The following is a 13,788-nucleotide window of genomic DNA, read 5'->3' as shown; positions in this document are numbered from 1 at the left end:
GTGTTCATCGGCGCGAACATCGACGCCATCGCCACGGCGCGGAGCTATGGGATCAGTCCCGCCATGGCCGCGCCGTATGTGGCGGACGGCGCGGGCAGCGCGGTCGCCTATGAGGCGGTCGCGGCCGCGGTCAGCACCAAGCGCCGGACCGGCTCGGTCGGCCGGGCCTGGGCGGCCGGCCTGGACAGCGACGTGGCGGCGCGCCGCCCCGAACGGGCAGCCCGCCGCTGAAGGGGTTGACCCCGCCGCTGACTTGGGTCCCCGGCTTCGCCGCCTGGTGGGGCCGGCGCTCCCGTCGCCCGCCGCTGAAGGGGTTGACCCCGCCGCTGACTTGGGTCCCCGGCTTCGCCGCCTGGTGGGGCCGGCGCTCCCGTCGCCCGCCGTCAGCGGCCCCGAAGGGCCGCTCCCTGCCGCCCGCTTGCCGCCCCCGCCTGGTCGAGTGCCGCTTCTTGTGTGAGACGCCACCTTCTGTCCGTCCTTCGATATCCAGTGTCCGTTTATGTCTGCCCTTAGCCGTCGAGTGTTGCCTAATATCTGGTGAAGGGCGCCGAGTGTCGTTTCATGTCTGGTCCGGCATCGGGTATGAGCCTGTGACCAGCCAATACGGGAATTGCTCAAAGATGGAATCTTACAGTCGGCAGGCGGAGCCAGACAGGATCCTACAGTCGGCGGGGAGGGGCAGATGGAATCTTACAGTCGGCAGGGGGAGCCAGACAGGATCCTACAGTCGGCGGGGAGGGGCAGACAGGATCCTACAGTCGGCGCGGATGAGCAGATGGAGTCTTACAGTCGGCGGGGAGGGGCAGACGGAACCGTGCATTGGGCGTGAGGGCCAACGGGCGGGACGGATGGGCGCGGCCTGCCGCCGATGAATGGAGCATTGAGGACCGCGCGCACGTGAGCTGTCAACGGGATGATGAGGTCGGCGCGCGGTAGGGTGGCAGCGTGTTCACCCGGCGCGGCGCGCCGCGTGCGGCGGTCGCGGGAACGAACGGCGAAGGGGGAGTCCGATGGCGATCATCAAATGCGGGGCCACCTGGCGGCGGGTTTTGGCGGCGTTGGCCGCCGCAGGCGCGCTGATGGCGGCTGCGGGCTGCGCGCAGACGGCGTTGGCGATCGGGTCGCGCGCCATCGGCGGGGCGCAGGTTCGCGACGAGGCGGTGGTGCGAGCCGAGGTGGAAATGATCGCGAAGGAAGTGGAGGCCTATTGGGTGGACGCCGGATCGTATGACGCCGGGCCCACCCTGGTCCTTCAGGACGGCAACTGGTACATGCTGGGAGACTCTTGGGGCGACGAGGTTGGAGCCCGCACGCTGATCGCGGCGGCCGCCGAGGGCGTCGAAGTCGCCGTCCACGGGACCAGCAAGTCCGATTGGTGCGTCGAGGGCGGCAAAGGAGACGTGGTCTGGCACGTGAGCGCTCAAGAGGCCATGGCCGAGGGATGGTGCCCGTAGGGCAGTGCCACGAGGCTCGGCGGGAGCGCAAGAAACCATGGCCTAGGGGTGGCGCCCGTAGAGCCCACGCGGCCCATGAAGCCCGGCCGGCAGGCAAGCTGGCCCCCAGCACGCATGGTGTAGGCGGCCCGAAGCCCCCAAAACCGAGCCGGGGAGGAAAGCAAGAGAGGGAGAGACGGCATCGGGCAACGGGGGAGCCAAACTCAAGCGGGCGCTGGGTGGTGTCACACCCAAAGCCGAGGGCGGCGCCACCCGCCGCGCCGAGGTGATATGTTGCCAAGCGGACAAGCAAAGCTGCTACCACCAGAAAGGGCTTACGTACATGGCCGTAGACAACTCAACCTCCGCCCAGTCCAAGTCAGCCGCGCCGGTGAACGATCCGGGCAAGATCCGCAATGTGGTCTTTGTCGGGTCCTCCGGAGTGGGGAAGACCACCGTGGTCGAGGGCTTGCTGCTCGCCACCGGTGAGATCGGCCGGGCTGGCTCTGTGGCGGAGGGAACTACCGTTACCGATTACGAGGACATTGAGCACAAGACCAACCGGTCGGTCGGTTTGGCGCTCGCGCCGCTGACCTTTGGCGGGGTCAAGGTCAACGTCATCGACGCGCCGGGTTACGCCGACTACCTGGGCGACCTCCGGGCCGCGATCAGGGGCGCCGATGCCGCCGTGTTCGTCATCAGCGCCGTCGACGGGATCTCCGGGGCGACCAGGCTGCTGTGGGACGAACTCGCGCGGGTGCGGATGCCGCGCGCCATCCTGATCACCAAACTGGACAACCCCCGCGCGGACTATGACGACGTGGTGGAGTCCTGCCGCCAGTCGTTCGGGGAGTCGGTCCTGCCGATGATGGTCCCCATCTACAAGTCGGAGGCGGAGGTCGGCAAACTGCTCGACATCCTGACCGGCAAGGTTGTGGACTTCACCAGCGGCAAGCGCGAGGTCCGGACCGCCGAAGGCGACGAGGTCGGCAAGATGGAGCGCAACCGCGAGGCGTTCATCGAGTCGCTGATCACCGAATCCGGCGACGAGGACCTGATGGAGGCGTACCTGGAGGGCGATGAGCTGGACGGCGAAGCCCTCAAAGCGGACTTGCAGAAGGCGATGGCTGCGGCGTCCTTCTTCCCGATCATGCCGATGGCGGCCGCGGGAGGGATCGGGACGGACGAATTGCTGTACCTGATCCGCGACGGCTTCCCCTCCCCGGTGGTGGCGGAGCTCCCGGACGTGGTCGACGCGTCCGGCAAGGAGATCGCGGTCAGCTGCGACCCGAAGGGCCCGCTGGTGGCGGAGGTCATCAAGACCACCCAGGACCCCTATGTGGGGCGGATTTCGATTGTGCGCGTGTTCTCCGGCACGCTGCGGGCGGAGTCCCAGGTCCACGTGGAGGGCCACGGCTCGGGCGGCTCGACCGGCCCGGACTCCGGAACCCATGCCGGCAACGAGCGGGTCGGGACCCTGACTTCCCCGCTGGGCGCCAAGCAGCGCCCGGTGCCGTACGCTGTGGCGGGCGATCTGGCCGCGGTCGCGCGGCTGGTCAGCGCGGAGACGGGCGACACCCTGTCCGATCCGGGCAAGCCGCTGGTGGCGCAGCCGTGGATGTCGCCGGAGCCCATGCTGCCGGTGGCCATCAAGGCCGCCAACTCTTCCGACGAGGACAAGCTCGGCACGGGCCTGAACCGCCTGGTCAGCGAGGATCCCACCCTCCGGGTGGAGCACAATCCGGAGACCGGGCAGACCGTCTTGTGGACTATGGGCGACGCCCATGTGGACGTCACCTTCCAGCGCCTGGCCGACAAGTTCGGCGTGCAGGTCGAGCGGGTCCCCTACCGGGTGCCGCTGCGGGAGACGTTCAACCAGAAGGTGACGGCCGAAGGCCGCCACGTCAAGCAGTCCGGCGGGCACGGCCAGTACGCGAAGTGCCAGGTCGAGGTGGAGCCGCTGGGGCCCGGCGCGGGGTTCGAGTTCGTCGACAAGGTTGTGGGCGGCGCCGTGCCGCGCCAATTCATCCCCTCGGTCGAGAAGGGCGTCAGGTCGCAGATGCTGAAGGGCGTCTTGGCCGGCTACCCCGTGGTGGACATCCGCGTCACGCTGTTCGACGGGAAGGCCCACTCGGTGGACTCGTCTGACGCGGCGTTCCAAATGGCGGGAGCGGTCGCCCTCAGGGAGGCGGCGAAGAAGGCCGGTGTGATCAACTTGTTGGAGCCGGTGGTGACCATGTCGATCCTGGTGGACGACGAACACGTGGGCGCGATCATGTCCGATCTGTCCTCGCGGCGCGGCCGGCTGACCGGCACCGAGTCGGTGGCGGGCGGACGGACCATGGTCAAGGCCGAGGTGCCTCAATTCGAGGTCACCAACTACGCCACCGACCTGCGGTCCATGTCGCGCGGCACCGGCTCGTTCACCAGCGACTACCTGGGGCATGAGCCCATGCCGCCGCACCGGGTCGAAGCCGTGATCGCCGAGGCGGCCGCGGCCAAGGCTGGCGGTTGACCTTCCGGCGTGAGCTTGGGGCCGACCGGGCGGCTGGAGGCTGAACGAGGACCGGCTCAGGGTGGGCGGGTCCGGGAATCTGTGCGAACGGGTTTCCGGGCCCGCCCGTATTGTTTGGCCGCCGGTTTGGCGGCGCCTTGCAACCTGGCTGCCTGGCCGCCCGCTCGCGGCCGGATCGGACGTGGCCGTATCGGATAATCGGGGGAGTTGTGGAGCTAACCGCCCAGCAGGCTCGTGGCCTGCTTGAACATCATCAAGTCGCGCCACCCGTGGGGCTGGAAGCGGTGGCGATAACCGTGAGCCGAACGGACGGCATCGTCGCCGCGTTGGGTGCCGCCTCAATTGTGGTGGACCCCTTGGAGGGCCTGCCGGAGGCGGAGGCCAACCGGCTGGCGGCCGCCGCCGGGTTGCCCGGTTCGGCGCGGGGCGCCGCCGCCACCGCGCTGACGGACCTGTGGCGCCTCGTTTTGGCGGAGGACCTGTTGGCGGTCCGTCACGGCCCGGACGTGGCGGCCATCACGTTGGACGATGCCGCCGCCTTCCGCCACCCGGATTGGTCCCGTTTCGGTTTCGAGGTCGACCCGGCCGGCGGACCCTACCTGGCCAAGACGGATGCGATCGCGGCGATCGACGCGGGTTCGCCGCTTCCCCCGGAGGATTGGGCCAGACTCCCCGCCATGGACCAGTTGATAGTCCGCGCCTACGCGCAAGCGCGCTGAGCACGGGCGCGGCGTTGCGTTCGCCTGGCCTTCTGGCTCAAAGGGGCGAAGCTCCAGGCGGCGGCGTTCGGCAACTGCTCGCGGGCCCGCGGGCCGAATTGAGAGATTGAGCAACACCGGACCCGGCCGGGGTGGCAGCGCAGGATTGCCAGCAAGGCGCCGGACTGGTCCCACCGCCGCGCTGTCCCGTCACTAGGCGGTGACTTGCGGTCGGCGGACCTGCGCCAGCGTGTCCCGGCCGAACGCGCGGGGCAGGGGATTCGCGTCGAGGCCGAAAATTATCTTCAGCCTACTTCCCCTCGACGCACTTTTTTGCCAAGATGGTCTCGTGGAGCCTCAGATCGCAGATCCTCACACGGTCGTTTCCGCGGGACGCATGTCGCTGTCGCGCGAATTCGACATTGGCTACTTCGACCTCCCGACCGAACGACGGCTCGAAGAGGCGCGCGATCTGGACGCCTTGACCAGCCTTGAGCTGGTCAGGTTGATGCACAGGCAGGACCGCGCCGCAGTGGCCGCCGTCGGGCCGGTGCTGCGGCAGTTGGCGGCCCTGGTGGACCGGGCCGATCTGGCATTGCGAAACGGCGGTCGGGTGCACTACTTCGGGGCTGGGACATCCGGTCGGCTCGGAGTCCTGGACGCGGTGGAATTGGTCCCGACCTTCTCTCTGGAGCCGGATGTGGTGCAAGCCCATCTGGCGGGCGGAGCGGAGGCCATGTTCCGTGCGATCGAAAACTCGGAAGACTCGTCGGCCGACGGCCATGCGGACGCCGCCGTCGTGACTCCGGCCGATGTCGTGGTGGGGCTGACCGCTTCGGGACAGACGCCCTACGTCGCGGGGGCGCTCAAGCGCTGCCGCGATGTGGGCGCTTTCACCGCCCTGATCACATCAAATCCCCGTGCATCTCTGGCCGACGTGGCGGATGTCACGCTGGCAATAGCCACCGGCCCCGAAGTTCTGGCGGGCTCAACGCGGCTGAAGGCCGGAACAGCCGAAAAGCTGGTGCTGAACAGTTTCTCAACCGCCCTGATGGTGCGCCAAGGGAGGACTTGGCGGGGCCTGATGGTTTCGGTTGTGGCCGCCAACGCCAAACTCCGCGCCCGAACCCAACGGATTCTGGCAGAGGCGGCAGGCGTGGACTTGGAAACCGCCGCGCGCTGTCTTGACGCGGCCTCTGGCGAATTGAAAACCGGGTTGGTCTCGCTCCTCGGCGAGGTCAGCCCAGATCAGGCCCGGTCAGCGCTGCAGGAAGCGAACCAGTCCGTTCGCGCCGCGTTGGTCAAACTGGGCGCTGGCGAAGTCAAACCCGACAACGTTGTCCCATCAAGTAACTAACAAAGGAGAGTCCAATGAAACGACGCATAGTTGCGTTCGCGGCCGCCGGAGCGGCCCTGTTGGCGGTCGGGGCATGCGCCCCGTCATCCGACGACAAGAAAGATGATGCTTCCGGTTCGCCCGCCGCAAATCAACCGGTGGCCTTGACGGTGTGGTCATGGCGGACCGAGGATGTTGACAAATACAACCGGATATTCGACGTCTACGAGGCCGCGCACCCCGGCGTCACCATAGAGTTCGAAGCCTCGCTGAACACGGAGTACAACCAGATCTTGACAACCGGGCTGGAAGGCTCTGACGGACCAGACGTGGCCCAGGTGAGAGCTTACGGCCAACTGCAAGGCTGGGTCGAGGCGGACCAATTGCTGGCGCTTGACGACCTGGTTCCGGACTTGCAGAAGATCGACCCGACCGTCTTGGCCGCGGCTGAGGGGCGGCGCGACGGCCTCCACTATTCGGTCCCGTTCGCCACGCAAACCATGACGATGTTTTACAACAAGGCGATTTTCGACAGACTGGGTCTGAGCGAGCCCGCGACCTGGGATGAGTTCATCGCGCTGAACGAGGCCCTCAAGGCAGATGGCTTGGTGCCCATGGCTCTGGGTGCCAAGGACGCCTGGGTCCTGCCGATTTTCCATGACGTCATTGGCGCGACCCGCTATGGCGGCCTGGAATTCGAGGCGGCCATCCTCTCCGGCCAGAAGACTTTCACCGACCCCGATTACGTCGCGTCCATCCAGTTGCTCGCCGACCTGACGCCATATCTGCCGGAGAACGTCGCCGGGGTGGCCTACGCCGACTCCCAGTTGCTGTTCACCACCGAAGCCGCCGCGCAGTTCCCGGGCGGGGGCTATGAGCTCGCGACCTTCCAAACGCAGAACCCCGACTTGGAGATCGGCGTCTACCAGGTGCCGCCGGCGCCGGGTGCCGTTTCGTCTACTGTCCTGACCCCGGCTTGGGGCGACGGCGGTTACGCGGTGAACGCCAAGTCGGAGAAGCGGGACGCGGCGGTCGAGCTCGTCAAGTGGATGGCCACTGCCGAGTTCGGGCAATTGTTCGCTGACGAGATCAAGCAGTTCTCGCCAATTCCCGGAGTGACCTACGACGACCCGCTGATGCAGGAGATGTGGGACGGCTTCACAGAGCACCCGTCTTCCTATCTGCTGCTGGTCAACTTCCGCTACGGTGAACCAATGGGAACGGCCGTCTTGGGCGAGGAAGTCCAAAAGATCTTCTTGGGTGATCAAGATGCGGCGGGAGCGGCTGCGGCCCTGCAGGAAGGGATCTCGCAGTGGTTCACGCCTGAAAGCTGATTGAGCCTGCGAGATGTCTCTCGACAAACGTCCCCGTGGACAGGTCCGGCGCCAACCCAGAGGCGCCGGCATGCCCACGGGGACGGCCCTCGCCTTCGCGCTGCCGGCCATGGTGCTATTCGCGGTCTTGGTGCTGTATCCGCTGGCGACCGCGTTGAGTTACTCCTTCTTCAATTGGCGCGGAATAGTGCGGGACGGGTGGGCCGGGCTTGACAACTACGTGGCCCTGTTCACTCAACTCCCCTACAAAACCGACTTGCCCCGGGCGTTCGCGCACAACCTGATGCTGTTTGTCGGGGCCATGGTTTTTCAAAACACCGTCGGCTTGGCCTTGGCCCAGCTGTTGCACCGTCTGCCCCATTTCAAACGCCTGTTCCAGACTCTCTTCACGATGCCCTATCTGGTCAGCCCGTTGGTCATTGGGTATCTCTGGACGCTGTTGCTGTCGCCGCTGTTCGGGCCGGTCAACGCCGCGCTCAAGGCCCTCGGATTGGACGCCTTGGCTCTGCCCTGGCTGGGTGATCCGCACCTCGCTATTTGGGTCATCGTGTTCATCAACTCCTGGCAGTGGATCGGTTTTCCGGTTTTGCTGTACGGTGCCGCCATGGGCGGCATTCCCGACGACCTCGAAGAGGCTGCGGCCCTAGACGGGGCCAACGCTTGGCAGAAGTTCTGGCGGGTCACGTTCCCACTTCTGACGCCGGCGATCGGGACCGTCACAGTGCTGACTTTCATCGGCGCGATGGAGGCTTTTGCAATCCCCTACGCCGTTGGAGGCTCGCTGGGAAATCCCGCCAAGGCGACAGACGTGCTTTCCCTGCTCTTCTACCGGACCGCCTTCCAGAGCGGCTCGACCAACTCGAACGGCATTTCCTCGGCGGTGGCCATGCTCCTGTTCGCATTCATCTTCGGCGTTGCGGTGGTTGTGACCGGCCTGATGCGTCGCTGGGAGAGGAAGCTGACGTGAGCGCGCGCGCCGGTGAGGAGGCGATCCGGTCGCCCAGGCCTGCGCCGGAAAGACCAGGCCCCCGTTCAGGGCGTGGCGGCTCAGGACGCCGCAGACCCGTGCGAGGGTCGCGGGTCCTGGTCTATTGCACACTTTGGGCCTACGCGGCCTTTGCGATCGGGCCTTTGCTGCTGATGGCTTCCAACTCGTTGCGGACCACCCAGGACATGGCGAAAGACCCGCTCGGCGGCCCTTGGCCTCCACAATTCACGTCTTATCACAAAGCCTGGGTGACGGCATCGTTCGACACGTATTTCGTCAATTCAATGCTTGTCACCGTTTTGTCGGTGCTGCTCTCGACGGCGGTTTCGCTGTTGGCGGCGTACGCTTTTGCCCGGTCGCGGAGCAAAGTGCTGCGATCCATCGAAGCGGTCTTCATGTCGGGGCTCATGCTGCCGGTGTATTTGGCGATCCTGCCGATATTCTTTCTCCTCGATTCGCTCGGCATGATCTCCACGCTGACGGGGCTGACTCTGGTTTACGCCGCCCTCGGCATTCCCTTCTCCACCTTCGTGTTGGCGGCGTTCTTCCGTTCCACGCCGATCGAGTTGGAAGAGGCGGCGCGTATTGACGGGGCCAACATCTTCCAGATCTTCACCCGCGTCATGCTCCCGTTGGTCAAGCCCGCGGTGGCCACCGTGATCGTGTTCCGCTTCGTGCCTGTGTGGAACGACTTCTTCTACCCGCTGATCCTCATCAGGGACTCGTCGAAGCGGACCATCCCGGTGGGCATCACGTCCTTCTTCGGCGAGTTCCAAACCGATTATGCGACGCTGTTCGCCGGCTTGAGCATCGCCACAGTTCCGCTGATCTTGCTGTTCCTGGTGGCGACGAAGCAAATAGTCACCGGTTTGACCGCGGGGATGAGCAAGTGAGCGGATGTTGGCTGGTGGCGATCGACGTTGGCGGCACGGGCGCGCGCTTGACGGCCTGCCGCGCTGACGGCTCGGGGCGGTATTCGACCGAGGGGCCGCGCGCCTCCGTCAACGCGGAAGGCAGCGCGGCCGGCGATTCCATTCGGGCTCTGCTGGCAGATCTCGCGGCGGCGCGTCCGGCACTGCGCGAAGAGGGTGTGCTGGCCTGCGCGGGAGGTGTCACCGGGCTGGTCACGTTGGTCGGCAGCGCGGAGCCGTTGCACCGATTGCTGAGGGACATGACCGGCGCCGAGGTCACGGCTCTGGCGGCGGACTTCGTCACGGCTCACTTAGCCGCTCTACGCGGGGCGGCCGGTGCGGTGTTGTCGGCCGGCACGGGCGCGGTGGCCCTCGGCACCGACTTCGATTCCGTTTGGCGGCGGGTCGACGGTTGGGGCCACTTGATCGGAGATCTGGGCGGCGGTGTCTGGATCGGGATGGCGGCGTTGCGGGCGGCGGCGGCAGCGCTGGACGGCAGGGCTTCGTTGGGCTCGCCGGGCTTGGCGGAGAGGGCTGTGGGGCGGTTCGGACCAGTCGAAAGTTGGCCCGTCCAGCTCTACACCGCAGGCGACCGAGCCGGCCGGATGGCAGCCTTCGCCGATGACGTGGCGCGGCTCGCCGCCGCCGGTGACGCTATCGCGGGCGCCATACTGGCCCGTGCCGCGGAGTTGCTGGCGCAGACTCTGAATGCGGCGCTGGTGCCGGGAGCCGATGGCCAGGCGGCCTATTCAGGCGGTCTCTTCCGTTTGGGGGCGGTCTTGGTCGAGCCCTTCGAAGCGGCGTTCAGACAGCTGCGGCCCGGCGTTTCCCTCTGTCCGGCGGCGGGGTCGCCCCTGGACGGCGCCATGGCTTTGGCCCGGCGGCTAGCCGACGGCGACTGGGGACGGCCGCATGAAGCCGCGCTGTCGATCCAACGACACCAGACGTGACAGCCCGGCCGGCGGGCGGCCAGCACACGGCGTCCCCCCTTCAAGCGTGGGAGGCTGTGCTATGTTCAGCCTTGATCACCAACTCGACTGCCCCGCTTGAAACTCGGCCGCCACGCCGGAGCGCTCGCTCCATGGTCTGGTCCCGCGCCTGGTTTCCGACTGAAGCGGGAGCGGTCGCTGATGCTTAGCAGGAAATGATGGCCCTTGACGTTCTAGTCGCAATTCGGCAGGCCGAACCGGGCATGAGCCCGGCCGAAAAGCGTGTCGCCAGCCTGGTGCGGGAGCAACCCGCCCGCGCGCTCAGCCAGACGATCACGGAACTGGCCGAGTCGTCACGCACTTCGCAGGCGACGGTGTTGCGATTCTGCCGGGTGCTTGGATACGCGGGCTATCCCGCCTTCCGCATCGCACTGGCCCGGTCGATCAGCAAAGCCGAGGTCGAGCGTGAGCGCTTTTCGATTGAGCGGGGCGAGATCGACGCCGAGGATAGCGCCGAGGATGTGGTGGCCAAACTAGCCTTTCACGAGGCCCGGACCATTGAGCAAACGGCTCGCTTCTTGGACCTGGACGCCGTTGAGCGAATCGCCGACGCGCTGGTGGCTGCTGACCGGATAGAAATGTACGGCGTCGGCTCTTCTGGATTGTCCTGCCTGGATCTCCAACAGAAGCTGAACCGGATCGGGTTGGTCTCGCTGTCGTATGCCGACCCACACCTCGCGTTGACAGGCGCGGCCCTGTTGACTCCGCAGTCGATCGCGATCGCCATCTCGTATTCCGGCAGCACGGTGGAGACCAACCATGCCCTCGAAGTCGCCAAGAACGCGGGCGCGACCACTGTGGCAATCACGAATTACCCCGATTCGCCGTTGGCGGCGACTGCGCGAGAAGTGCTGGTCACCATGTCCGAGGAAACGCAGTTCCGATCAGGGGCGATGTCATCCAGGATGGCCCAATTGACCGTGATCGACGTGCTGTTCGTGCGAACGGCCCAACGGGTTTTCGCCAAGGCGACCACATCGCTGCGGTTGACCCACGATGCCGTCCAGTCGCACCGCATCAAGAGCGGGGGCCAGCCCGCATTTGAGCCTCGCCCGGAGCCGTCAGGCGGCTAGGGGAGGCCTCAGAGCCGGTCTGAAGATTATTTTCAGCATGACCCTTGATCTTGGGGATTATTGGCAGTAGCCTTGGTGCTCAGGCAAGCTAGTGACAGGCCCAGACTCCGGTTACGCCCGCCGCAGCCGTGTTGACCAAGCCCACGCGCCGGCCTGAGAAGCCCCAACAGCCCCAACGCTGCGGCTGCTTACAAGACTGACAAAAGGAGATCTCAGAATGACTTCTAAGCACAGAATGGCCAAGGTGCTGACCTTGGCCCTAGCCCTGTCGGCTGCGCCAGCGTTCACGGCCGCGGCGGACCAGCCCAACACTCTGACCGTCCATTTCCACGCCACCGTTGACCAGGACCTTGGCGACCAAATCACCGCCCGAACCCTCGACGGAGACCAAGGCGCCCTGGTCGGCGTGGGATTCGACGGGTTTGGGAAGGTCTGGACCTTCTCCTTCGATTCCATCGCCACGGGCGACTACATCGGCTTCACCAACGGCGAGGACTCCCTGTACCCAACCGACTTGCGCTACATCAAGGCGACCAACGCGACCCCGGAGGTCTGGCTGATCGACGGCGATCCGCGAGTCTTCGCCGCTCCGATTCTGGTCAACCCGGCGCAGGTGACCTCCCACAACGACGACGGCAAGGCCTACCTGCAACTGCAAAACGTGGCCAACTACCTGCCCGGGATCACCTTCGCGACGGGACGCAACGGCTACGCGTGGAAGGGCCTCGCCGCGAATACCCTCAACGTTCTGACCACGTACTACAAGGGCAACTGGGTTGAGATCGCGGTCGATCGGAACGAAGTCGCATTCTCGGCGGCCGGCACCGCGCCGACCAACTCCTTCTACAGGAACTGGTTCTATCAAACGTTGACGGGTTACCGGGGAGCCGGCGCCTACGAGTACTACGCCAGCTTCGACTGGATCGACCGGATCTATTCGGTGGGGACCCTCGTGATCGGCTCCGCCGGCGGCAACGATCATTTCCTCCTGCCCCCGCTGAAAGTGGTCTACGACCAGGTCATGCCGGCGGTCACCCCGGAATCGGTCGGTTTCGACTCCGCCCAGTTGGCCGTCGCGGACGCCTATCTGGAGGAACTCGCCACCAACCCCGTATGGGGCGCCACTCCGGCTTGGGCGTCCATGACCGTGGGCATCGCCCGGCACGGGAAGGTCATCATGGAGAAGGCGTATGGCTACAACAAGCAGTACGGCACAACCAATGGCGGCGACGCCGTTCTTCTGCCGCAGGCCCAATGGCAGCCGACAACCGTCGGAACGCTGTTCGACCTGGCGTCCAACACCAAGATGTACGCCACCAACTACGCCATCCAAAAGCTCGTCTCGGATGGCCTGTTGACCATTGAGACCAAGCTGGCCGACATCCCCGGCTTTGAGTGCTACTCGGACGCCTCCAACGTCTACTCCGGCTTCATGGATCAGACGTACGCTCCCGGTCTGGGGAAGAACACGGTCACCATCCGCGACCTGATGGTGCACGTCGCCGGACAGGTCCCGGACCCGGAGTACGGCAACTATTCACGCGCGGGGGCGGGACTGTGGTACCAGACCACCGACTACACCGACCGCACGGGGATCATTGAAAAGATCTGCCAGACCCCGTTGCGGCGCAACCCCCACGGGACGCAAGAGTACTCAGACGTCGACTACATGGCTCTGGGCCTGGTCGTGGAACTGATCACCGGCAAGACTCTGGATCAGTACATGGAGGACGAGTTCTACGGGCCGTTGGGAATGACCCGAACGGCCTTCAATCCCCTTGAGAACGGGTTTGCCGCCACAGACGTCGCCGCCACAGAGATCAACGGCAACACCCGCGACGGCCAAGTCAATTTCGGCGAGAACCCGCCCGGAACCCCGGTCTTCCAGCGCAACTACACCCTGCAGGGCGAGGTCCACGATGAGAAGGCCTACTACGCCATGGACGGAGTGGCCGGGCACGCCGGCCTGTTCTCCACGGTCGGCGACCTGTCGGTGATGATGCAGGTGATGCTGAACGGCGGCGTGTACGGGTCGCGGCAGTATTTCAGCGAGGAGGTTCGCGACCAGTTCACCGCGTGGGGCGGCACCGGCAGCTACGGCCTCGGCTGGCGGCTGCAGCGCGCTGATGTGGCCAACGGCGGCTGGACCTACTTCCAGACCGGCCAAGGACGCGGCACCTACGGGCACGACGGCTGGACGGGCACTCTGACCAGCATCGATCCTTACAACGGCATCAGCACCTCCGTTCTCAGCTCGCGCATCCACGCGCCCTCGGTAACGGGCTCGACCACAAGCTTCGCACTCGCCGACAACCCGTTGACCAATCGGGTGATCCAGAACATGGCGCTATATTCGGCCTTCCGGCCGAATTCCCAGGACTACAGCCCCGTGGCCGGAGTGGGCTCGGTCAGCGGCGTTTCCGTGGCGCACGCCACGTCAGAGGCGGACGTGATCGCGCAACTGCCGGACACGACCACGGTGACAGACTCCGAAGGCGGCGTCCACCAAGT

11 protein-coding genes are annotated in these 13,788 nt (G+C 65.9%); all 11 read left to right on the top strand.

Annotation, left to right across the window (positions count from 1 at the left end; genetic code table 11):
- Positions 1-231, top strand: a 231-nt coding sequence (locus tag LBC97_00635) for a hypothetical protein (protein MDR2564566.1), incomplete at its 5' end; no start/stop codon positions are given.
- Positions 232-1,010: 779 nt separating this feature from the next.
- The gene (locus tag LBC97_00630; protein ID MDR2564565.1) at positions 1,011-1,454 is read left to right on the top strand and encodes a hypothetical protein; all 444 of its coding nucleotides are present in this window, start codon (positions 1,011-1,013) and stop codon (positions 1,452-1,454) included.
- A gap of 322 nt (positions 1,455-1,776) precedes the next feature.
- A complete protein-coding gene (locus LBC97_00625) occupies positions 1,777-3,948 on the top strand; it encodes an elongation factor G-like protein EF-G2 (GenBank protein ID MDR2564564.1) in 2,172 nt (723 codons plus the stop codon).
- A gap of 209 nt (positions 3,949-4,157) precedes the next feature.
- On the top strand, positions 4,158-4,667 hold the full coding sequence (locus LBC97_00620; GenBank protein MDR2564563.1) for a hypothetical protein: 510 nt from the start codon (positions 4,158-4,160) through the stop codon (positions 4,665-4,667).
- 328 nt (positions 4,668-4,995) lie between these two features.
- On the top strand, positions 4,996-6,003 hold the full coding sequence (locus tag LBC97_00615; GenBank protein ID MDR2564562.1) for an N-acetylmuramic acid 6-phosphate etherase: 1,008 nt from the start codon (positions 4,996-4,998) through the stop codon (positions 6,001-6,003).
- Between the two features lie 14 nt (positions 6,004-6,017).
- The gene (locus tag LBC97_00610; protein MDR2564561.1) at positions 6,018-7,316 is read left to right on the top strand and encodes an extracellular solute-binding protein; all 1,299 of its coding nucleotides are present in this window, start codon (positions 6,018-6,020) and stop codon (positions 7,314-7,316) included.
- 70 nt (positions 7,317-7,386) lie between these two features.
- A complete protein-coding gene (locus tag LBC97_00605) occupies positions 7,387-8,283 on the top strand; it encodes a sugar ABC transporter permease (protein ID MDR2564560.1) in 897 nt (298 codons plus the stop codon).
- 98 nt (positions 8,284-8,381) lie between these two features.
- Positions 8,382-9,197, top strand: a complete 816-nt coding sequence (locus LBC97_00600) for a carbohydrate ABC transporter permease (GenBank protein ID MDR2564559.1) — start codon at positions 8,382-8,384, stop codon at positions 9,195-9,197.
- Complete coding sequence (locus tag LBC97_00595; protein MDR2564558.1) at positions 9,194-10,165, top strand: hypothetical protein; 972 nt, start codon at positions 9,194-9,196, stop codon at positions 10,163-10,165. Before LBC97_00600 ends, LBC97_00595 begins: the two co-directional genes overlap by 4 nt.
- Positions 10,166-10,362: 197 nt before the next feature.
- Positions 10,363-11,277 (top strand): MurR/RpiR family transcriptional regulator, encoded by a 915-nt coding sequence (locus LBC97_00590; protein ID MDR2564557.1) that lies wholly within the window; start codon positions 10,363-10,365, stop codon positions 11,275-11,277.
- A gap of 217 nt (positions 11,278-11,494) precedes the next feature.
- Positions 11,495-13,788 (top strand): serine hydrolase (locus LBC97_00585; GenBank protein MDR2564556.1); only part of this gene is annotated, 2,294 nt, incomplete at its 3' end.

The sequence above is a fragment of the Bifidobacteriaceae bacterium genome (genome assembly GCA_031281585.1).
In the GTDB taxonomy this organism is placed as follows: Bacteria; Actinomycetota; Actinomycetes; order Actinomycetales; family WQXJ01; genus JAIRTF01.
Note: the sequence above shows the minus strand (reverse complement) of the source record. Positions and strands in the feature narration are given on the sequence as shown.